The sequence below is a fragment of the Flavobacterium kingsejongi genome, assembly GCF_003076475.1.
GTDB classification, from domain to species: domain Bacteria; phylum Bacteroidota; class Bacteroidia; order Flavobacteriales; family Flavobacteriaceae; genus Flavobacterium; species Flavobacterium kingsejongi.
Genome location: NZ_CP020919.1, coordinates 2,825,815 through 2,847,764 on the forward strand (window position 1 = coordinate 2,825,815; position 21,950 = coordinate 2,847,764).

The following is a 21,950-nucleotide window of genomic DNA, read 5'->3' on the forward strand; positions in this document are numbered from 1 at the left end:
AGGGTTTCGTTGAGGTATAGAATCCAAACCATCAAAAATGTGCTCGCGAAATTTTCACCATTCGATTTTTTTAAAAATGAAATGGAAGGGGTCTCGGTTTTAATCACATCCTGTATAGTTTTTAATTTTGCTGAATGCTTCAGGCAGTTATTCGGATTGTAAACCTTCAGCAATTTTTCTCGCGAAACTGTCACTAACTGTTTTGAGTTGTCCTGTGTATGAATTTGATCTTTCATTTTGATTATTTTTTAATTCAAAAAAACCTTTCCACCCTTTAGCCAAAGACTGATGAATAATTGCAATTGCTTTTTTTTCATCAGATCCGGATAAATTATTCAATTCAGAAAGCCCGGCCTGTTCGCTTGATTCTGATTTGTATTTGAAACCGAATTCTTTCGCCTTGTAAGCTTTCCATAGCTGCCATTGGGTTTTGAATAATTCAGTTTCAAATGGGAAAACGATTTCACTTGTTTTGACAATCGATTTTTTTATTTTTTCTCCCGTACCCTCTTTTTCTTTATTTACACTTACATTTTCATTTACATCTCCATCTCCATTTGCATAATTGTTAACCATTTGGTTAACCGTTTCTTTTTGGTTGTTTAATTGAGTATTAAACCATTCCCTAACCCTTGTTTTTATTAGGGTTTCATCCGTAATCAAAACATCATTTTCGTAAATAAAAAGATCCATTTTGAAGTTTCTTTTTATCCTTACCTGGTCATCTTTCGATAATTTGGAGCTGGAAATTAAACCGGCCAGTGATGCCGCTGCTGTTTTTTTAGGCTTGTTGATTGATCTTTGGTTAATCTCTTTATCAAGCCTGTTGTTAACCAAATGGTTGCCTATTTGGTTAAATTTATTTCCGACCATTTCCCAAACCATATCGAATTTTTCAATGGTGAAAATGCTCGTAATTCGCATCAGCCTTTCTTTGTCCACGGGGATGTTTCCATGTTGATGCTGATACATTAGAAGTCTCAAATATGCTCCGACCTCATCACATGACATATCCTGGGTACCACTCTGGAAGTCTTTTGTGTAAAATAAAAATGCCGGATCTTTCATCGTTTTGTCTTATTAGAATTCTTTGGATTGTATTTATGGTTTTCATCACTATGGGATTTATCGTGACAGGTTTCACAAAGTGTGACCAGCCAATTCAGATGATCTAATTCATGCCCTACAATTGATTGTCCGTTCACATAATATGATATATGATGGGTTTCTAATCGTATAGTCGATCCACATTCTACACACTTGAAATCGTCACGTAAACGAATACGTTTTTTAACCTCATCCCAGTATGGATTGCTTTTTATCGATTGCCTGTAATTTGATGGCTGGCCTCTTTTGTGATTAAGTCTACCCATTTATGTGTTTGATGCTTTTTTGATCGAGTTAAAGAATATCTTATTCTTTTCAGTCGCGTTAAAAATATCGCTAAGCTGATGATCCGGAACCTGTGCAACCTTTGCTAACTGCAGTCTACAATCCATGTAAGTAAAATAATAGTAGTTGCCACTGTATGCGATCTCCCAGGTAAATGCCTGATCAAGGTTTATCTCGGCAATACCTTGTTTTACCTCTTTGCTCAGCATTTCAATTTTATTCATACATGCTTTTACCGTTTCACTTGCCTTTTTTTCAATCTCTTTTACTTTTTCCAATTCAAGTAAAGCGGCTTTTAACTTTTGCTTATAAACAGGTAATTCGTTTTCAAGTTCATTCACGTATCTACTTCTGACAATCTCTTTTTCGTAATCGTCCATAAATCGGTTTGTTTCGATTTTTTTTGGGACGGCAACGAAATTGTCATTTATAAACTTTTGGGCATCTTCTGGCTTCTTGAATGCTCCTAAATCAACGGGCACCGCGCAGTTAGTTTCTAATTCAACTGTGAAATCGATTCTTTTTGGACGATAATTTTCTACTATTTTCATAAAATTTATTGTTTGAATTGAACATTAAGTTTGTCATGTTTTTGATGGCATTTTCTGCACCTTATGACTATGTTTTTTACATTCCATGCCTGTTCGGTTTTACCCTCTTCCTTTGCTCTTTTGACTGACATTTCGTGAGAGCAATCCAATCGTGTACCTGATCCATTATGACCACATTGTTCACAGAAATTATATCCGTAATTCTCAATTTGATTTTGCAAGGTCTGGGATTTTGCTTCCCTAATTTTTCGATCGATTTGCGTTTGTAAAAATCGTTCGCCTTTTGAGGTTGAATATGTATTCATTACTTTTTTCTAAAAAAAAGCTTTTGCTTTTTAACTGCATTATGAAAATCATTTACAATCAATTCGTAGTCGCCTGGATACTCTTTTGGATTAGTACTTATGAATTCTTTTTTATCGAAAAATTCTTTCCAACTAGTAACAGACCTTTCTTCACAACCTATTTTTATAGTATTCTTTCCAACTATTAAGGACCATTTACTTTTATTTTCGATACGTACTTTTACATCTTTAGTCAAGCCTTCCGGTAACACCGTGATTTGGGTTCCGAGCAGGTCAAGAGATCCACCAACGGTCAAGCCTTCCGGCAATGAGGTGATTTGGGTTCCGCTCAGGTAAAGAGATCCACTAACAGTCAAGCCTTCCGGCAATGAGGTGATTTGGGTTCTGCTCAGGTCAAGAGATCCACCAACGGTCAAGCCTTGCGGTAACACGGTGATTTGGGTTCCGCTCAGGTCAAGATATCCACCAACGGTCAAGCCTTGCGGTAACACCGTGATTTGGGTTTCGCGCAGGTCAAGAGATCCACCAACGGTCAAGCCTTGCGGTAACACGGTGATTTGGGTTCCGCTCAGGTCAAGATATCCACCAACGGTCAAGCCTTCCGGCAATGAGGTGATTTGGGTTCTGCTCAGGTAAAGAGATCCACCAACGGTCAAGCCTTGCGGTAACACGGTGATTTGGGTTCCGCTCAGGTCAAGATATCCACCAACGGTCAAGCCTTCCGGCAATGAGGTGATTTGGGTTCCGAGCAGGTAAAGATATCCACCAACAGTCAAGCCTTGCGGTAACACCGTGATTTGGGTTTCGCGCAGGTCAAGAGATCCACCAACGGTCAAGCCTTGCGGTAACACCGTGATTTGGGTTCCGCGCAGGTCAAGATATCCACCAACGGTCAAGCCTTCCGGCAATGAGGTGATTTGGGTTCTGCTCAGGTCAAGAGATCCACCAACGGTCAAGCCTTGCGGTAACACGGTGATTTGGGTTCTGCTCAGGTCAAGATCTCTACCAACAGTCAAGCCTTCCGGCAATGAGGTGATTTGGGTTCCGAGCAGGTCAAGATATCCACCAACGGTCAAGCCTTCCGGTAACACGGTGATTTGGGTTCTGCTCAGGTCAAGAGATCCACCAACGGTCAAGCCTTGCGGTAACACGGTGATTTGGGTTCTGCTCAGGTCAAGATCTCTACCAACAGTCAAGCCTTCCGGCAATGAGGTGATTTGGGTTCCGCGCAGGTCAAGAGATCCACCAACGGTCAAGCCTTGCGGAGTTTCAGTGAATTCAATGTTTGATTTAAGTAATATTTCTTTTAGATTTTTCATTTTATATATTTTTAAAATTTTGTTTCTGGAAATTTTTATTGTAATAGCCAAAGGGGCGCGTGTAGTTCCTCTTTTTCAGGTTCAAATTCATATTTAGACTTAGGGAACCATTCAATATCCCCTCGCAGTCTAAATACCAGGCTTTTGTTGTCTCACTGACAATAGTAGCCTGGATTGTGTATATATCATCCCTATTCATTTTTATATGTTTACAGGTAGGTATTCCTGTTGATTCCAATTCGGAAGGAACATCTGAATAAGTCCGTGGTCTTGATCTTCTGAAAATACTTCATACCCCTTTGTTGATTGTTTTTCCATTATTTCTTTCACATTTTCTTTTGCAAAATGATATTTGTGTTTTCCCATTTCGATATCTTCAGCGGACCATACCAATAAAGCGATGGCGTACGGTGCGACTGTCTGAAGCATTACCGTAATTGTAGTATTGAAATCTCTACCGGTACAGGCCGATGCTACTTCCTGATACATTCCCTCTGACAGATCATAATGAAGTTTAGCAGCTTGATAATAGAATGCTTTCAAATCTTCAATCCCTGAGCTTTTAACCGATATGATAGCATCAACACCGATATTTTCTTTGAACTGGATAGCATCGGGACGAATTTTAACTTTCAATCCAGTTTCACGATCATTGTAGTACATCGATATTTCACGTTTCGAATGGTGCAGCAATTTTTTAAGAATCCCATTACCGTAAACCTGATAATGTTTTTTAAGGATTTGAATTTTTAAGAAGTTTTCTTCGCTCACTGGCTCAACTCCCGAAATGCTTTTAAGGGCTGCTACATAGGCACGTTTGCCGTCTATTTTGTCGATACTTAATTTATTGTCAATGATAATAGTTTTGCAATGGTCCAATACATTTGCCGCTTCAACCTGTTCATTGCCAATTTCACCAAAACCATTTGTAGTGATGAGGTTTTCCCAGAATTCGATCATATTGTTAACGCCCTCAGTCGAATTCATGGCATAGTTTGGTTCAACGATTGCTCGTTCAAACTTTGTCGGTTCCAGAATGGCCTGGTGAAGGAATGTTCCTAATTGGAAATAAGCCGGTCCTTTACGTAGTTTTTCAAGTTCTTCCTTATCTTCGCTTTTAGCAAAGTAGAAGTGAAGGGGTGTTTTTAAAGCGGCTTTGAACATTGATGAACTAATACTATCATCATCAAGGTATTTCTCAATCTCGTCCTGAACTACCTTTCCACCTACATTGATACTTTCGGTGTAAATGTGCTGAGGTTTTGCACCTGAATTAATGAAATTTGAAATTGTATCGACCTTTGGGTAATCTGTCAAAGGCCTTGTGAAATCTATGGACTTACTGAAAAGTTCATTTTCCAATACTGTAGCCACATGTAAATTTGGCAATGTCTGTTTTAAAGTTTCTTCTACACTCATAGCTTAGTATATTAAAGGTTTTACGCTCCATTTGTCTGATAGGAACTGATTCGTTTTATTTTTCATTTTACCCAGGAATGTGATTCGTACGGCAGTCGATTCAACCATCAACTCGCCTGATTCAATAGCGCTTTCAATGGTTGCGTAAAGTCTTTTTGAACCGTTACGGATAGTAGAAAAAGTTTGATCCTCATTTTGTGATAGCATGATGATACAAGGCAGCAAAATTGATTCTCCTGTTTTGTCATCCGTGTAGCTTTCTTCCTTTAAAGAAAGTACTACACCAACTTTGTACTCGCCAGGTGTTTCTGGTGTCCAATACTCTGATGATAGTTCCCGTGGGGAAGCTTCCACTAAGTGCAGATTTGGTAATTCTTTAACATTTACTAATGTTGTTTGTGAATTTTTCATAAATTTGTTTTGATTAAAAATTAAACTTTGGTTTAGCCCGGTTACTGCCGGGTTTTTTTATTGGTCAAACTGGCGATTAAACTCAGTTTCTTATCTTCAGATAAATTGTAGACCTTTCGGCCCCGCTCTGGTCTTGCTCCCAACAATTCCAGAGCGGTTTTTGCTTCACTTTCGAATCGTGCAGCTAATTCCATATTTTGCCGGGCAACTTCAATTAAAGTTTGAGCAGACTTAATCTGCTTTTTGTAAAATGTTATTTGCTCCGTTTTGTTCATGCTTCAACCTCTTTTAAAATTTGTCGGTGTGTTTTATCGAAATACTGTTTTTTGTGATTTCGTGTTTGAATTGCTATTTTCATAACATCATTTAGCATAGGGCAGTTTTCAGATGTTACGTTCCGGTTCCTTTTAATCACAGCATTCAAAATAGAGGGGCCATAATTATGCTGATTAGCTACTGTTGCTCTGTCAGCTTCGTTTGTATGTTCTTTCAAATATTCTGAAAGATCAACACTGATTTTTTCTCCAATTTTGTATAACATATTATTCATTATTTAGTAGTACATATAGTAGGCACATCAGCATGAACATTACAACGAGTGAGCCTAGGCAAACAAGTTTTACAAACAAGTCATAAAACCTTTGGTTAGTTTTTTTCATGGTTATCCTTTTTTTTTATTGTCCATATCCCCACATCACCCGTTGATTTTTGACAATATTTGCGATCATGATAACCCCAATTTGTCACATTATTTAAGCATTCATAATTTGATACTAAAATCACACTGGAATCTTTGCTTATGGTATTTTGAATTGTAAAATCTTTTTGCATGTCTTTTAATTTTAGGTTAGTAAAAATCTTTTTCTGAAACTCCATAATCCAGTACAAATCATATTCAGTCTCGTAATCTGGTTCATTTTCTTTTGTATCCATTTTTTTTCAATTTGAGGAAAACCATAAACCACATTCACAATTTTCCATTTATATTTGCACTGTTGTGTTTTGTACGGTACAAATATATATTAATATGCAAACAAAATGCAAACAAAAAGAAAAAACATTTTCATTTTGTTTGCAGTTTATAACCGTTCTAAATAAATTAAATGGAAACAATACAGGAGAGATTGCAATATTTACTCGATTCTAAAGGTCTGACGCCTTACCAATTGTCTGTTAAGACTGGTATTTCTAATTCTACATTAAGTAGGACACTTAAAAAGGGGAGTAAGCCGAATTCTAAAACATTGGAATTATTATGCAAATATTTTGAAATCACTGAAGAGTGGTTACTTACAGGAAATGCAAATAGTGTAAGTGCTTTAGAAAATAAAAATGGAAACAAGTTTTTCGAATTGGCAAGCGGTAAGTTTTTGATGACTGTGAAATTGGTTCCGATAAAAGCCTATGCTCAGTATATCAGCGAATGTTGTGATGGCGAATTCGTTTCTGATTACCAATATGAAGAAGTCAGCTTCCACGTAGATAAATATGCAAGGGGCAATTATATGGCATTTGAAATTAAAGGTGATTCAATGGATAATGGGATGCTGTATGATACACCTGATAAAGCTACGGCACTGTGTAGGGAATTAGGCAGGCAGCATTGGAAGGATGGTTTTAGAGATTCCTTATATGGATGGGTGATAGTACATATCGATACGATTCTTTTTAAGGATATTATAGCGCAGAATTTGGAAACCGGAATTATAACCTGCCATTCGAGAAATGAAAGTCCGGAATATGCTGATTTTGAAATCAGCTTAAATGATGTAAAACAAATTTTTAAAGTAATAAAACGTACATTCTAATGAAAAGATTAATCACAATTATCGCTCTTGTATTTTCAATAATATCAGTAGCTCAAATAAAAAAAATAGAGATAACGAAGCCTGTTGAAATTGGAAAAGTAACACCAGGTGGAATCTTTGGAATAAAATGTGAAAAAGTAGACGATACTTATCTATTCACTTATCGTGATACCAAATTTAAAAATATGGATGAGAATAAGATATTCATCATAAAGGATGTGGATAATGCATTTGATAATTTATATTTGGAAATAATTGATGGTTTTTCAAAAATGCCTGATCAGCCTGTCATGTTGGAATTCCCTGATGGATATATTTATTTGAGTTATAGAAAATTTTTGGGATCTACTTATGTAAAGATTACACATTCTAATTCTAAATCAGAATATGCTACATTGGGTTTTTCCCAAGAAATAACAAAGAAGCAAGTTGATAAGTTATTTGGAAAATAAGTTAAAGAAAAATGTTATCTGTACAGCCTAATTCCCCAGTAAACACGCATGTTTAAGTGTTTTTGTACCCGACAATACAAAGCGGTATTATAATCATTACAAAAATAAAAATATACTTTATAAAACACTGGTAATCAATACGTTTTGTTTGTGAAATAGTGGGCCTCATAATTCATAACCCTGAGGTCGGGAGTTCAAATCTCCCTCTCGCTACTTAAAAAGGCAAAGGCCCTACATTTAGTTGTAGGGCCTTTTTTAATGGTATAGTTTTTAAGAGATGTTTTTTAAGAAATCTAAAAGCTGTATTTCTTTTTTTATTATTCGGACCATTAATAATCCGAAAATTAGTAAAAAACCAAATCCGCTTAGTACAATATAAAGGTAAAAACCTTGAGAGAAAATTTCTTTAAAAACAGGTAATAGGAGTATAAAGCCAGCAATATAGGCCAGGTAAATTATTGGGGTGAAAATATAGTGGATCTTTTTTCGCCATTGATAAAACTGGTTCGCCTGTTTACTATATTCGATTAAGGTAACATCGGTTTTTAAGGTCTCTAATTTTTCCACACTTTTCCATTCTAAGGTCACACGAACTAAAAGCATTGTGATCATAATACACAGTCCAAAACTGAATTGTGTTTGTCTATAGGCACCTACCCAAATATAATAAGCGATTAATAGTATTGCGGTTAAGCTTAAAATTGCCCTGGTCCAAATATGATTGCGTTTAATTCTTTTAGTATGTTCCGCTGCTTTTTTAATGACAGTAGCGGCAGCAGGTTTTGTATCGGATGCTGTCTGCTGGTTCCAGATATTTTGTAAATCTTCAAATGTTTTCATTTTGTACACATTGGGTTAAACTCTTTTTTATTCTATGGATCCTGACACGAAGCGTTTCTTCGGTTATCCCGATTACAGCTGATATTTCTGCATATTCTATGTTATCTAAGGTCATCAGAATTATCATTTTGTTTGTTTCTTCAAGCTTTTGGATGCATTGATACATTTGTTTAAGTTGCTCTTCTTGTTCGTTCGGATAGGTTTCGGAAACAACGTTAGGCAGAATGGCTGTCCTGATTTCTTTTTTGGAAGATGATTTTCGCAAATAAAGGAGACAGGTATTTACAGCAATTCTATAAATCCATGTACTAATGCTCGATTCATTTCGGAACGTAGCTAAATTTTCCCATACTTTAATGAAAATTTCCTGAGAGGCATCAGAAGCTAATGCACTATTGCCACAGAAATAACCTTTGCACAAACGAAACACTTTACTATAATGCTTGCTGTAGATATCGTTAAATTGGTTTTTATTAGCCACTTATTGTACTTCTAATTTTACTTTTTCCATAAACCATTCCGGTTGATCATACATTACAAAATGAGCCGAATTCGCTGCGTAATAAATTTTAACCGACGGTAAGTTTTCATACTGAGCTTTATAGGTATTTTGTACCGTCGTAAGATCTGGAGTTGTGGCCGCTAAAATTACCACCGGAATTTTAATTTTAGCAATTTCTTTGCGTAAATCTAAATTAAGCATATCGATGTAACCATAAACATAAGTTTTTCTATCAGCAATGTCCATCCAGGCGTTTATTGTTTTTTGCTTTTCTTTATTCAAACACAGATAAGAAGTAAACTGGGTATTCATGGAACGGAATGCCTTTTGATCCATATCGAGCATCATTTTACTTTGCGGATTTTCATAAGGAATAGCTTCTCCGCTGTAATTAGGAATCATTAAGGCAGCACTTGCGGGTAAAGCATCAACGATAATTAAATTTTTAAACAAATTGGGTTCTTCTGATGCTAACCATAAACTTAAAGTACCTCCTAAACTATGACCCATTAATGTAGCATTGTTTAATTTTTTAGTTTTTACATATAAAATGACTTGTTTCTTTATTGTCGATAACCACGGGCTTTCAATAGGAGGAACAGTACCAAATCCTGCGAAAGTAAAAATGTGGCATTCGTGCTTTTTAGAAAGTTCGGTTACTGTTTCATTCCATACTTCTCCTGTACAACCAAAGCCAGGGAATAATAAAATAGGATCTCCTTTTCCTCTTACATCCACCTTAAAGGCAGTTTGAGAAAAAACAGATTTTGAAATAAGGAATATAAATACGACAATCAAGATTGATTTTGTTTTCATAATTTTTACTGTTTTAAAGTTTATCTTTTGATGCATTGCTATATGATTTGTTACCTCGAAAAACATTTTTTTTATTTAATTTTTTTGGAAGTAGGGTAATAATAGTTAATTAAAGTGGTTGTGTCTTTGGGTTAAATACTCCTTTAGAGCCTGAAATAGCAGTCAGCGATGTTTTACTAAACTGCTTTCGATCTGCTTTTAAAAAGAAATTACCAGTGAAACAAAAAATTGCTTAATAACTTACACGGTAACGATTTGTGAACTACAAAAACAAGTCCAGAGCTATTCAGCTAATAATAGAATAGCCGCTTAGGATTGAAAGATTTTAGTCATAATGTGGTATATTTGTAAGAGCGACAACGTTGTGATTTATCACCAAAAAAATAAAAAAATGGAGGATGTTAAAACATTTCGGACGAAAACAGGCTATTGCCATATCACTCCCGATCAGATCATCTTAAACAAAGATGCTGTGTTGGATACTTCGGAAAAAATGACGGAGAGCGATGGCGTGGTAAAAATAGTGTTGGTCTATATTCTTTTTGCGGCCTATTTAATTTATTCGGCCTATGGCGATTTTGGAAGAGGTGAAAATGTGATGGCAGGGATTCTGGCCTTAGTGGCGGTAGGCCTTATTTATGCAATTGCGATCAGCCTGGACAATAGTGGAACTCCGGTTATTGATCGGAGCAGTATTAAAAAGGTAGAATTTACCACAGGAAAAAAGGGATTGACCCGATCCGTATTCGTAGTGCGGTTTAAAAATAAAAAAGGAAAAATAAAAAAACGCCTGATTATGCTTCCAGGTTCCCTGAATAACGGAGCTGAAGAAACCGAAAAAGCGCTTCAAATCATGAGAGCAGAAAAGCTGATCCTGTAAAATAGTACAAGCATGAAATTATATAAAAGAATAAATATCCCCTTGAGTCAATAGCAGATTTAAGGGGGCTTTTTATGGATAAAATATAGGTAGACATTTATAATAGGAATTAAATTTGAATTTTGGATGATAATTCTGTCGCAACTTGATTTTGGATTAATGGTTGAATCAAAATGCATTTTGGTAGTGATGAAATTTGTTTTTTTTGGTTTATAATTATAGAATATTTTGAATTGAGGTTGTTTTTTTGAAAAATACATAAAGAAACGTTAATTATTTTTTTAAGCTTTGTAATAGTGCTAATTTCATTCCGCCACCTTACTTCCCTTGTCTATTTAACTTTAAACCTACATCATGCCTATAAGCACGAAAATTCAAATACAAATTGGAGGAGAAGCCTTAACGCGTTTTTCGAAACTCGTAATTAACCAAAAAGTGCATACACACCATCGTTTCTCAATATTACAACCTCTACCTAAAGAGTTTGTTGGAGAAGCAATTGAAAAAGCTCAGAATTATGTTGGTGAAATGATAAAGATCAGCATTAGTCCGGGCTACATGGAAACTTCATCTTCCTTATTATTTAATGGTGTAATTACTGAAGCACAAGTGGTAAGAACGGCAGGAGCTTCCGGTGGAATTATGATTAATGGATACAGTCCGACTATCCTAATGGAAGGGCCACCAAATACGCATTCTTTTAGTGATAAAACGTTATCGGATATTGTCCAGGAGGTCATTGGGAGTTATCCAAAAGATAGCTTAAAAGCAGCAGTAGAAGTTCAAAAAGATGCTACTCTTCCTTATACGGTACAATATGCCGAAAGTGATTTTGCTTTTTTATGCAGAATTGCACAAAAGAAAGGACAATGGTTTTTGTATGATGGCGAAAGCCTGACTTTTGGAAAGCCAAATTCTAAAAATTTCGTTCTGGAATATGGTAGGACATTACATTCTTTTCATATCGAAATGCGAGCCAAATCACTTGGTTTTGAGTATCTTGGATATGATCCTTACAATGGAGAAAGCCAAAAAGCAAGTTCCGATGAGGTAAATTACCAACCGGAAGGTTATGCACGTCATATTTTTGATGCATCAAAAAAGTTATTTCCTAATACTTCTACTTTATTGTATTCACAGGCACTTGAAGAGGGAAATTCCAGGACACATTTAGTGGATCGTGTTACCACACAACTGCATTCCCGTACTGCAGATATGGTGACTGCCCGTGGAGATTCGGATGAAACTGGTCTTCGCATTGGTGATATCATCCAAATTAAAGAACCTGCTTTCTCCTTAACCGGAAATCCACGAGATGGACTGAAAGAACAAAATTTTGGAAGTTATATCCTGACAGATATTGTTCATATCTGCGATGAATCAGGAACTTATCACAATAGTTTTGATGCAGTACCCGAAAGCGTACTTTCTCCACCCTATGGCAACGTACACAGTTTTCCTGTGGCAGACTCGCAGCCGGCAACGATTATTTCTAATGATGATCCCGAAGGTTTGGGTAGGGTAAAAGTTGCTTTTTCCTGGCAGAAAAACAGTGGAGCCAATACACCATGGATACGAATGATTAATCCCCATTCCGGAGGAGGGAAAGGCTTTTATTTTGTACCCGAAATTGGAGAAGAAGTATTAGTCGCGTTTGAAGGAGGCAATGCTGAAAAACCATTTGTTCTTGGAGGAATGTATAATGGGAGCGCTTCCAGTAGTTATCATACTTCAGGGAACGATCAAAAAGTAATTCATACCCGATCCGGAACCAAAATGATTTTTAACGATGCTGCAGGTAGTGTTTTTATTGAAGATTCGAGTGGAAATACCTGGATGATGGATGGCCAAGGGAATATTAGTGTCAATGCACCAAAGAATTTTAAATTGACTGCAGGGGAAAATATAAATATCAGTGCTGGAAAAAATGTTACGATTAATGCCGGAGAAAATATCGACCAATCGGCAAGTCAGGATATATTGCAGGTAGCAGGGCGTGACCTAAACCAGACCGCTGCAGGGAATATGTCGGAAAATGCAAATAATAAAACCGAATTGATCCAAAAAACACACATCAGGGGAGCACAGGAATCCATACAACATGCCGAGCAGGTAACCATCTTTAGTACAAAAGAAAATATGCTGCTCGAAAGTTCTCAAAAAACGGTGGAAATCAATAGTGCTGAAAAATCAAATCTTTTTTAAATCCTGTAGTTATGGCAATCAATAAAACGGCAAAAAATCTTTATATAACGATTACACAAACGTATTCTACTTCATCTAAGACATTTTTGGAAAATGCAGAAAAGGTAGAAGTAGTGGCAACAGGAACAAACCTTACACTTATTTCCAATAAAAAGGTGGCAATAAAAGGAAAAAAATAAGCTTATGGCAAATGTAACATTTGGACAGCCAAGGTTTAGTCCTCCAGAAGCAACAAAAGATAAACTTATTTACGATTTAGTAATGTTTGTACCAGGTACAACGGATCCGTTGAATACCTCAGCACTAAAACATGAGGCTAATAAAGAGTATTGGCGTGCCAACATGCAAAATCTCCGGGCACGAGTCAAAGAGTTAAAATTTCAATACAATAACCTGCACATTGAAGATGAATTCTTCAGTTGGTCCGGGGACAATAATACACAGGAGCGAAATGCTGCTGCAGAACGGTTGCTCGATCTCTTTTTAAGGAATTATAGCGGCTGGAAGCGTAAAGAAGTACACCTGCATCTTATTGGACATTCCCATGGAGGAAATGTGATTAATGAATTTACAGACCTGATTACACGTGACAACCGTTTTCCTGAATTTTGGAAAATCAAAAGCATTACTTATTTATCAACGCCTTTTTTTCAGAAAAAACACCAGCTAAATCATGCAAAATTGCATAAAAACTGTAAAATTATCAATGTCCATAATGAATATGATATCACACAGCGTTTTGTAGCCGATTTTACCCTGATCAATCTGGAAATTCTGATTACTAATTTTCAAAAAGGAGATTTTGATAAAGCTTTGGCACGGCTAAAAGAGCCTGATTTTAAAGTATATGACATGCTCAATAGAAAGCTCGGTGGCCTTAATCTGGCAGAGGGGCGTAATATGTGGCGTCAGACAGCCATATTACTGGATGGGGTGAGCCTTTTGTTATCCGCAATCCTCAAATATATTAATAGTATCAAAACCGATAAGTTTAAGACCGAAAAGAAGCAGTTTACGGGATTGCTCGGTCGTTTGCAGAAATGGGCAAATGATGCCCGTACCACTTTTATAAGCCATCAGAACTCCCGTCCGGGGAATTATAGCAGAGGTGCTTTTTTTGATGATATTAACCTCCTCCATATCCTAAGGCTCCTGAATGAATTTTTAGCTATCAGAACCAATGAAAATGACAGCTATCTGTTGGGAGTGCTGGAAGTATTTTTCCGGGAAAATACAGGGATTACCGACAGTATTGAAGAAACAGCATGGAACCCTAAAAAACAAACCAAAGGTCTGGAAATTGTGGATGTTAATATTACGCCCGATGAAATTTATGACGCCAGGAATAAGAAGAAGAATTTTGACGGCTTTATTAATGGGATTCAGGCAGCACAGCGTAATAATAAACTAAGGGAAATCCTAATGCGTTTGCTCAGCCAGTTTGTAACGGGAGCACAGATTCAGGCTATCAGGGATAAAATTAGTACGCTCGAATATGTCGTTTGGGGTGCCGAAGATGATGAATTGGTCTTATTACGGGAAACGAACCTCAGAGTGTACCAGGGACTGGTAACACGATATAATGCTGACCTGATAGCAAGGTACGATAAAGAATTGCCATTAGCCGATCGTCCAGGTGGTATCCCTTATCTCGCAACTGTTTCCCATAGTTTGAGTCATACACAATTTTGGGAAAAAGCCGAGATTGGATTACGGTCTGCATTTAGTTCGGGTGTAAATAAGGGTTATAATAAAAAATAATATGAAAGATAGAAAACAATATATCCTTATTGGTGCGCTTATTTTTATAGTGGGCATTATAGCCATGTTCCCGCTTGAAGTATTAATGAATAGCAATAATATTGGAAAATTAACCTTGTCATTTTCAGGTTTATCTATTGGCCTATTGGTGCTGCTGTATGGTTTTATGGGACGTAGTTTTTTAAAAGCTGTAGGTATCATTCTCGCAGGAGTTCTCATCAGTATGTTATTTTGGTATGTATATGAAAATGGGGAGTGGGGCGACTCGATTATTATTTTTTGGGTTGGTGTTCCTGCCGGTATACTTGGGAGTATATTATTTTTAATAGTTAACCACTATTTTTTATGTGGCAAAAACAATAAAACTGCTATAGGGATTCAGGTACTGTGGGGACTATTGATTCTCGCTGCAGTCAACGCATTATATTATAATTTCGGGGATTTGATGGATTCTATTTTATAGCGATACTCTAAAATTTAATAAATACTACTATTAACGATTAGAAACATATGACTTTTGAAACTGAAATATAGAAAATATACAATTAAGAATGGGGATACTTTAAACGGAATTGCCCAATTATTAGGCAAGTCCACTCTGGAGATTAAAAATTTCCACAGTATGTTTTGTGCCGATGATGATCATATTGTACTTGACTTTCCAGACCATTTAAAGGAATTGTTCATTTATCCTGAATACCGTGAAACCGACCTTACCCTTATTCCTAAAGTTTATTTTGATGGAGGGGATAAACTGCTTTTTCGTCCGTTGAACCAAAAAAAGGAATATGGGGTTCAGTACACTACAACGACCGGAGCCGAAAGCCGCATTATGAAATGTGAAGTTGCCGTAACCTGCAAGGGAAGGATAACAGCTGAAAATTATTTGTTTGAGGTGCAAAGAATATCCAGATTTTTTGTAGATGATGAAGAAACATCAACTATAGCCGATGAACTTGCAGAAAAAGTATCAGGTGTATTGTATCCGTTAGAAATTAGTGTGGATGAAACCGGACAATGGACGGGTGTTTGTAATTTTGGCCAGATCCGTCAAAGATGGGAAGGAATTAAAGAAGCAATCCTGGACGAGTATGAAGGGGAATCTGTACTACAGTATTTGGCTTTAAGTGAGCAAACACTGGAAACGGAGAGCAGTGTCTACCATGCACTCACCAAAGATTGGTTTTTAAATGCCTATTTTGGAGGAATATATATAGGGTACTCCCATAAATTCAACTGTAAGAAGGATGTAAATTTTCCTTTGGTTCCGTATTGTGAAGCTGCAAAATATAGGGTAACCCAAAAAATAGAACCCTATTTAGATGAATATAACTTAATTGCAATCCGTACTTCAGGCGATTTGGAAGAAGAAAGAACAATAGGTGATTTCGAAAACCACCTAGACTTTCCCTACTATGGGCTAATGGATCCAACAGCAAAAAAAGCAACAGGACAATTTGCAGCCAAATATTTTCTAAATGCCGCAAGTAATGCTATTGAATCCCTTGCGGTAGTTTGTACAATGGATTTGACAATACCCAAAAAGGTAGAAGTTATAATTTCAAAAATGTAAGGGGCTTCAGGGCAAAATACAAAAAAAGAGAAATCATGAGTGAAAAATATGTTGTGGTACAGGGAGCAGACTGTAAATGTAAGTTTAGCGTAGAACCCTTACTGGATAAACTTCTGGTGAAAACACAAAAGAAAGAATACGCTAACGATAGGGATGGAGCCAAAAAACTAATTGCAACAGATCAGGAATTGGGACAAACCCTCGAAAAGAATACGTTTGGGAAATGTAAATTGCAGCCCACACCAGGGGGGTATTTGCCTTGTAAAGCAGTGATTACGAAATGGAGCGCAGTATATGAAGCGGTAACGCTGTCCAATAGCGGTAAAATATTATTGGAAGACAGTAAGGCAACCTGTCCTATTGGTGGCCCTGAATGTATCCTGATCGATAAAAATGGGCAAAAGACAGAAGCCGGGGAACAAAATTTTAAAAATGCAACCGAAGAAGTGCAGATACAAATAAATCCGCTGGTTGATCCTAAGGATATGATGACATTGCAACGCCTTCATGCAGGAGCTGAGGATAGCAGTAACTAATTCTTGGAGGATTAAAAATATGTATTAGTTATGGCAAAAGGAGTAAAAAAAATATATTGCGCAGAAGGGGTAACCTATCCCAGAATGTCCATTCCTAACAAAAAAGTAGTGATTGTTCCTGAACAATGGGTTTTCTTTAAAGTGAGTGAATGGGAAGCAGATACAACGGAAGCAGACAAGAAAAAAAACCTGGTCTGGATGCGCCGGAACAACAATAGGAAAATTATAATCAACCAACTTACGGTTGGTTCGGATGGTAAATACGGATTTTGGATTCCGAAACTGCTCTGTGGTTCTTATACCTATTATATCGAAGCCAGTATGTCCGGAAAAAGAGACTCCCGGCTTTCCGGGCTCTATGTTAGTGGTTGGTGTGAAGCTAAAATTGCTTCTTCCAAATGGAGAAAGCAACCAAACAGTACCAGTATAAAGAATAATAAAAAAGCTGATTTCATTTCCTATGGGGAAAATGTTTACCTCAATCTTGGTACAGAAGGCCTCAATGGAGATTTGTTAATTGTAGAAATCCTGAACCGGCAGACTGCAAAAGACGATAAACTTATTCATGTCTATACTAATGTTGAGGTAATTGACGGGCAGGTCAATCTTAAAATTGAAAATACTTTTTCCTGGATGTCACATGTTAATAACATCCAAAATGTTGAAGAGTTTTACATCAAAGTAAAAAACCAGGCTAACGGACGGTATATTAAAGACAGTCGGGGCGATGAACTGCATGCCATCTACTTAAATGTAAAAAATAAAGTAGCCTCTTCGCAGGTTGCCGTTGCCAAAAACCAAACGCCGGCCAAAGTGGGGAAACCCGATGAAAAGCGAACGAATATCCATACCTGTACCTTCGATGAAATTGGAGTGGAGGATACGGATTATTTTGAAGTTTTTAAACAGGGAAAAACCAGTTTAAAGAAGAAAGAATCCCTGTCAAGGTTGGTGAACTTCGAAATATTTTTTGATTTTGATAAAGACACGATCCGGGAAGATGCCAAACCGGTACTTCAAAATATTCTGAACTTTTTATTGTTTAATAATCATCTGGATATGCTACTTTCCGGACATGCAGATGAAAGGGGATCTTTAGATTATAATCAGGCTTTATCCGAAAGAAGGGCAAATACTACACGGGAGTTTTTTATTTCCAAAGGATTGGATCCTGATAAAATCCGCACACGTGCATTTGGTGAAGCCACTCCCAAAGATAATGGTAAAACAGAAGCTTCCTATCAGAAAAATAGAAGAACAGAAATTCAATTTTCCTATTTGGAATACAATGCCGACGCACTCGTGTATGAAACCATTGCTTCCAGTGTAAAAAAAGGTAAGAAAATAAAAGTAAAAATAAAATCACGCTCCGATGAAGGCTGCTTTAGGGATGATAAGCACAAAAAGAATGAGGTACTGGTAAGCAATCTGGGAGTAGAAACCGTAAAAAAAACCGGTAATGAAATCCCTTTGGATGTGTATTCCAATACTGGTAACCATTTTCCGAAAAACTATTTTGGAAAGCTTGTCGAATACCTGAATCCATTTTCTACGTTGTACAATTCTTTCTCATTTTATATCAATAGTTGTGCTTATTTTTCCGATAAAAACAAGTCGACATTAGAAGTCCGGGTGTATCCTGATATCATTTGGATTGCCCATTTTCAATACAATTATAAAGAGAGTGGAAACTATTTTTTCCATAATAAAAAAGTAGAACTCAAAACCGGCATTGCCGACATTATTGATGAATTCACCAACAGCCTCTTTTTCAAAATAACGAAAATATTACCTTCTCAGTGGATTATGGAATATGTTGTCCTGGAATATATAAAAAGCCAGGCAGAGGATTATAGTTATGGTGCTCATGTTATTTATGACAGGACATTGGAAAAACCAGGAAAAGAGTTGCTACTCCAAGGAACAGAAGTGAACCTGATTACCCAAACAAGCTATACCAAATATGCTGCAGCTTCTGTAATTTATTGCCTGGTATTGGTAGGCATTGCTATTGATTTGCTCATGATCTACCTCACCAGGGGGAGAAACCTGACCGGACGGATTGCTCGTATTGCCAAAAAAGTAAAGCAAGTCCAAAGCGTTATCAAAAAGATGGAAGATGCAGGTATTGAAATTGTACCACCGGCAATAGCCATCAATGGAGGGATCTATTACTACAAACAGGCCAATGGTAAAATGGCTGAAGTCTTTGAAGCCAACCTGAAAGCGAAACCTTTAGTGGCGGTAAACTTTAAGAAGGACTTTGACCTGTTGGAAATGCTCCATAAAAAAAATGATGTAAAGGGAGCAAAATTACCTGACGATAAAAAGACAAAGGAGAAACTGAAACGGAATTCCGAAAATAATAGTAAAATAGCGGATGCGTTTGAGGGAGAAGGAAAAACTTCCATTACCGGATCAATTACGGTCATAGGGGAAATTGCATTTGAACACAATGTAAAGTTTAACTTTCTGACCCAAAGCTACTCCATTATTGATATTTTAGGAAATGGAATCCAAACCGCAAAAGATGAAAGGCTGATTACCGAACAGATTTCTTTTGAAGCCAATATAGATGGGAAATTTGAAAAGGAATTTAAATTTGATCCTTTGCAGACTAAAATTGAAGGAAAAATGAACATCAAGCTAAAGGGAGCTGCAGGTGTGAAACTAAAATACGGAGTAAATGAAAAACAAGGGTTGTTTATTACACAAACCGTTTATTTCTCGGGTATTGAAGGAACCTATTTAGGGAGTTTAAAAGCCAAATCGCGTTGGGGCTTAATTGATGTAGCATATGAAACCAATAAGGGAAAACCAATGCCCTTTACCCTGATGGAGCCTTTTGAAGTTGAAATGTATACCGTGCAGCTATTCAATCAGCCGAAGAATAAAAAAGAATGACCTGTGAAAAAAATAAGTACGCTAACCCTGATCCTGAGCATTATAGCCTGTTCACCAAAAAAAGATGAAATGATTACCCAAAATCCAAATATTACAGCCACTAATTTGGCAGAGGAAATAGTCCGTGAAGTAAAACATTATCCGGAGGAAATAGTATACAAATTAACTTATGAGAATTATTATTGCTTTTTTGAGCTATTAGTGAATGATGTCCCGGTTTTTAAGGAATTCCAAAGTCCTGCTACAGGCTCAGCTATCGAAATTAATCAGGCGATTTTTAAAAGTGGTACTCAAAAGATTACTTACAGAATGTATCCCGTTGGTACGATAAAAGACCAGGACGAGGTATATTCTACATTACTGGATAGGACCTATTTAAAATTCACATTGAAATCCTATGATTTAAAAAAACCAAAAGAGAGTGATACGCAATATCAGGAATATAAAACACGCTCAATGACTGTTAAACCGAATGAGTATGAAACGATAGAAAAGTTTGATGGCGCTGGGCAGGTATATTATGAAGGAAATTTTACAATTGATGTAAAAGTACCGTATACTTTGGAAGAAAAGTTTAAGGACGCACAGGATTTGAGAAAGATGGATCCGAAAATTTTAGAGGCTAAATTACTGAATCACTACAAACAGGTAAAGAAGATATATGAAGAAAAAGAATATGACAACATTGCAAAATTATCCTATGATAAGCTTCGTAACGAATTTGTAAGTACCTATGATGATGATCAGCGAGAGATTGAGGAAGGTTGGAATGACTTTTTAGACGCTATAAAGCAACCTACATTACAAATGCAGCCGATAACGGATTATAAACTCCAGTTTTATGCTGAAGGGAAGTTGGTAGGGTTTGTGAATCAATCCGTCAATGGAAGGTATCAGGGAACATCAGCTCTTTGGGGGAAATTTGCAGGAGATTCAGGTCATTTTTTATCTTTTGAAATTAAAAGCCTTTATTATATTCCTAAGGGTGAAAATGAATTTAAAGAATATTAATTATGAAAAAAAATGCTATTTGGGTACTGTTCTTATTATTAAATTTAACAGCCTGTTCTCAGAAAAATGAAAATACGAAATCTAATGCGGAAAAAGGAAATGTAAAGGAACTGATTGAAGGGGAGCATCACGATAATCAAAACTATTATATTTTTAAGAAAAATCAAAAATTCGGAATTTGTGATGGAGTAGGTAATATTATTATTCCAGCACAGTTTGATGAATTTGGGCAAAGGAATGACAACTATTATGTCGAGCAAAAAAATGGGAATTATATTTTATATTGGTTGGATGTGAAAAATAAGAAATTAGTATCACTACCACAATTTGCAGATTTCCATTTCAATATCAGTGATAATATAGATGTTTTTACAGATGAAAATCAAAAATTTGGAGTATATAAAAACCGAAAAGAAGTTCTTCTGCCTTTTTCCTATTTTAAAATGAATAAGTTTGGAAATACCATTTTGGGACGTAAAGAGGGTTTAAAAGTAGTAGATGCCTTTGATACGAAACTCGTACCCAAAAGTGGAATCGATTTTTCAGATTTCAGATTACTTTCCGAAAAAGAACAGTTAGTTGCTGTAGAAAAAGAAGGAAAATGGGGAGTCGTAAATTATGATTTGAAACAGGTTGTACCTTACCGGTATTCAAATATAAACGAATTGCAATCGCATGGAGGTTATTTTATTGTCTCCCAAAAAGAAAATAATAAGAACCTTTTTGGAATCATTGATGTGAAAGGAAAAGTAATTGTAGCCCTGAATTATTGTGATATCGAAGAAGAAGGCACACGAATAAAATTCTGCAAAAATGATAAGTATAGTATAGTAGCTTTTGAAGAATTTATAAAATAAGGACACTAAAGTAGCCTACTTATTATGTAAAACCCACAGTATCAAACTTGTTGCTGTGGGTTTTGTCGTCACTTAATAAAAGCAATAATATTTCTGTTAGGATACGGACTGTCTTTTTAATCTTATTTTTTGGACCATCCATTGTGCAGCGGCCAATAGGAGTGCTAAGAAGAATAAGAGCATTCCCACCACCATGAAGGTGATTAAAAAGTAAGTATCGTGGATATTAATGTCAATCAGGTAATCTGTTGGATACAGATAGCCCCAAATGACCAGAAAGATGCTTGAGAATAGCAGTATGTAAATAATTTTTTTCATAATACAGTATAAACTGAAAATAAAGTGCCGACGAGAATGTGAATTGGCCCTATATTCTGGTTTTCATTTATAAGAGATCCAGTACTCTCT

Annotated in this window: 26 protein-coding genes; 12 read left to right on the forward strand and 14 right to left on the reverse strand. The window is 36.4% G+C overall.

The genetic code is table 11. The features are described 5' to 3' along the window. Positions 1–147: 147 nt before the first annotated feature. The 10 genes from FK004_RS12545 to FK004_RS12595 all read right to left on the reverse strand — a co-directional run bounded on the left by FK004_RS12545 (position 148) and on the right by FK004_RS12595 (position 6,330). Positions 148–1,068 carry a DUF1376 domain-containing protein gene (locus tag FK004_RS12545; protein WP_108737560.1) on the reverse strand — a complete coding sequence of 307 codons (921 nt, stop codon included), beginning with the start codon at positions 1,066–1,068 and terminating at the stop codon, positions 148–150. Then, positions 1,065–1,373 carry an HNH endonuclease gene (locus FK004_RS12550; protein ID WP_108737561.1) on the reverse strand — a complete coding sequence of 103 codons (309 nt, stop codon included), beginning with the start codon at positions 1,371–1,373 and terminating at the stop codon, positions 1,065–1,067. The genes FK004_RS12545 and FK004_RS12550 overlap by 4 nt, the downstream gene beginning before the upstream one ends. Continuing rightward, positions 1,374–1,943, reverse strand: a complete 570-nt coding sequence (locus FK004_RS12555; RefSeq protein ID WP_108737562.1) for a hypothetical protein — start codon at positions 1,941–1,943, stop codon at positions 1,374–1,376. 5 nt (positions 1,944–1,948) lie between these two features. Further along, entirely contained in the window at positions 1,949–2,248 is a 300-nt protein-coding gene (locus tag FK004_RS12560; RefSeq protein WP_108737563.1) for a hypothetical protein, read from the reverse strand. Then, a complete protein-coding gene (locus FK004_RS12565) occupies positions 2,248–3,618 on the reverse strand; it encodes a leucine-rich repeat domain-containing protein (protein WP_157956100.1) in 1,371 nt (456 codons plus the stop codon). Before FK004_RS12565 ends, FK004_RS12560 begins: the two co-directional genes overlap by 1 nt. A gap of 150 nt (positions 3,619–3,768) precedes the next feature. Continuing rightward, on the reverse strand, positions 3,769–4,986 hold the full coding sequence (locus tag FK004_RS12575; RefSeq protein ID WP_108737566.1) for an exonuclease family protein: 1,218 nt from the start codon (positions 4,984–4,986) through the stop codon (positions 3,769–3,771). Positions 4,987–4,989: 3 nt separating this feature from the next. After that, a complete protein-coding gene (locus FK004_RS12580; protein ID WP_108737567.1) occupies positions 4,990–5,397 on the reverse strand; it encodes a hypothetical protein in 408 nt (135 codons plus the stop codon). 41 nt (positions 5,398–5,438) lie between these two features. After that, on the reverse strand, positions 5,439–5,672 hold the full coding sequence (locus tag FK004_RS12585; RefSeq protein WP_108737568.1) for a hypothetical protein: 234 nt from the start codon (positions 5,670–5,672) through the stop codon (positions 5,439–5,441). Further along, on the reverse strand, positions 5,669–5,938 hold the full coding sequence (locus FK004_RS12590; protein WP_108737569.1) for a hypothetical protein: 270 nt from the start codon (positions 5,936–5,938) through the stop codon (positions 5,669–5,671). The genes FK004_RS12585 and FK004_RS12590 overlap by 4 nt, the downstream gene beginning before the upstream one ends. A 104-nt stretch (positions 5,939–6,042) precedes the next feature. Then, complete coding sequence (locus FK004_RS12595) at positions 6,043–6,330, reverse strand: hypothetical protein (protein WP_108737570.1); 288 nt, start codon at positions 6,328–6,330, stop codon at positions 6,043–6,045. Between the two features lie 170 nt (positions 6,331–6,500). Here FK004_RS12595 and FK004_RS12600 point away from each other — a divergent pair, with 170 nt between their 5' ends. Beyond that, positions 6,501–7,205: a LexA family transcriptional regulator gene (locus FK004_RS12600; protein ID WP_108737571.1), complete on the forward strand. Its 705-nt coding sequence runs from the start codon at positions 6,501–6,503 to the stop codon at positions 7,203–7,205. Next, positions 7,205–7,657 (forward strand): hypothetical protein, encoded by a 453-nt coding sequence (locus FK004_RS12605; protein ID WP_108737572.1) that lies wholly within the window; start codon positions 7,205–7,207, stop codon positions 7,655–7,657. The genes FK004_RS12600 and FK004_RS12605 overlap by 1 nt, the downstream gene beginning before the upstream one ends. 270 nt (positions 7,658–7,927) lie before the next feature. Here the strand turns inward: FK004_RS12605 and FK004_RS12610 are convergent, their stop codons facing one another. The 3 genes from FK004_RS12610 to FK004_RS12620 are packed head-to-tail and all read right to left on the reverse strand — an operon-like array spanning position 7,928 to position 9,815. After that, positions 7,928–8,497, reverse strand: a complete 570-nt coding sequence (locus tag FK004_RS12610; protein ID WP_108737573.1) for a hypothetical protein — start codon at positions 8,495–8,497, stop codon at positions 7,928–7,930. Further along, complete coding sequence (locus FK004_RS12615) at positions 8,484–8,978, reverse strand: RNA polymerase sigma factor (RefSeq protein WP_108737574.1); 495 nt, start codon at positions 8,976–8,978, stop codon at positions 8,484–8,486. Before FK004_RS12615 ends, FK004_RS12610 begins: the two co-directional genes overlap by 14 nt. Next, a complete protein-coding gene (locus FK004_RS12620; protein ID WP_108738837.1) occupies positions 8,979–9,815 on the reverse strand; it encodes an alpha/beta fold hydrolase in 837 nt (278 codons plus the stop codon). It abuts the gene before it with no gap. A 391-nt stretch (positions 9,816–10,206) separates the two neighbouring features. Between FK004_RS12620 and FK004_RS12625 the strand changes: the two genes are divergently transcribed. The 10 genes from FK004_RS12625 (at position 10,207) to FK004_RS12670 (ending at position 21,542) form a co-directional block, all read left to right on the forward strand. Beyond that, positions 10,207–10,695: a phosphoribosylaminoimidazolesuccinocarboxamide synthase gene (locus tag FK004_RS12625; RefSeq protein WP_108737575.1), complete on the forward strand. Its 489-nt coding sequence runs from the start codon at positions 10,207–10,209 to the stop codon at positions 10,693–10,695. Between the two features lie 354 nt (positions 10,696–11,049). After that, positions 11,050–12,900 (forward strand): type VI secretion system Vgr family protein, encoded by a 1,851-nt coding sequence (locus tag FK004_RS12635; protein ID WP_108737577.1) that lies wholly within the window; start codon positions 11,050–11,052, stop codon positions 12,898–12,900. 11 nt (positions 12,901–12,911) lie between these two features. Continuing rightward, entirely contained in the window at positions 12,912–13,079 is a 168-nt protein-coding gene (locus tag FK004_RS19220; protein WP_157956101.1) for a hypothetical protein, read from the forward strand. A 4-nt stretch (positions 13,080–13,083) separates the two neighbouring features. Next, positions 13,084–14,661: a hypothetical protein gene (locus FK004_RS12640; protein ID WP_108737578.1), complete on the forward strand. Its 1,578-nt coding sequence runs from the start codon at positions 13,084–13,086 to the stop codon at positions 14,659–14,661. 1 nt (position 14,662) lies between these two features. Continuing rightward, on the forward strand, positions 14,663–15,124 hold the full coding sequence (locus FK004_RS12645) for a hypothetical protein (protein ID WP_108737579.1): 462 nt from the start codon (positions 14,663–14,665) through the stop codon (positions 15,122–15,124). A gap of 54 nt (positions 15,125–15,178) precedes the next feature. Further along, positions 15,179–16,234 carry a hypothetical protein gene (locus FK004_RS12650; protein WP_108737580.1) on the forward strand — a complete coding sequence of 352 codons (1,056 nt, stop codon included), beginning with the start codon at positions 15,179–15,181 and terminating at the stop codon, positions 16,232–16,234. Between the two features lie 35 nt (positions 16,235–16,269). Further along, entirely contained in the window at positions 16,270–16,770 is a 501-nt protein-coding gene (locus FK004_RS12655) for a DUF4280 domain-containing protein (protein ID WP_108738838.1), read from the forward strand. A 30-nt stretch (positions 16,771–16,800) separates the two neighbouring features. Next, positions 16,801–19,674: an OmpA family protein gene (locus tag FK004_RS12660; RefSeq protein WP_108737581.1), complete on the forward strand. Its 2,874-nt coding sequence runs from the start codon at positions 16,801–16,803 to the stop codon at positions 19,672–19,674. A 3-nt stretch (positions 19,675–19,677) separates the two neighbouring features. Beyond that, on the forward strand, positions 19,678–20,685 hold the full coding sequence (locus tag FK004_RS12665) for a hypothetical protein (protein ID WP_108737582.1): 1,008 nt from the start codon (positions 19,678–19,680) through the stop codon (positions 20,683–20,685). 2 nt (positions 20,686–20,687) lie between these two features. Beyond that, positions 20,688–21,542 (forward strand): WG repeat-containing protein, encoded by an 855-nt coding sequence (locus tag FK004_RS12670; protein WP_108737583.1) that lies wholly within the window; start codon positions 20,688–20,690, stop codon positions 21,540–21,542. Between the two features lie 96 nt (positions 21,543–21,638). Here FK004_RS12670 and FK004_RS19225 read toward each other — a convergent pair whose 3' ends face one another. Further along, a complete protein-coding gene (locus tag FK004_RS19225) occupies positions 21,639–21,860 on the reverse strand; it encodes a hypothetical protein (protein ID WP_157956102.1) in 222 nt (73 codons plus the stop codon). Positions 21,861–21,950: the final 90 nt, after the last annotated feature.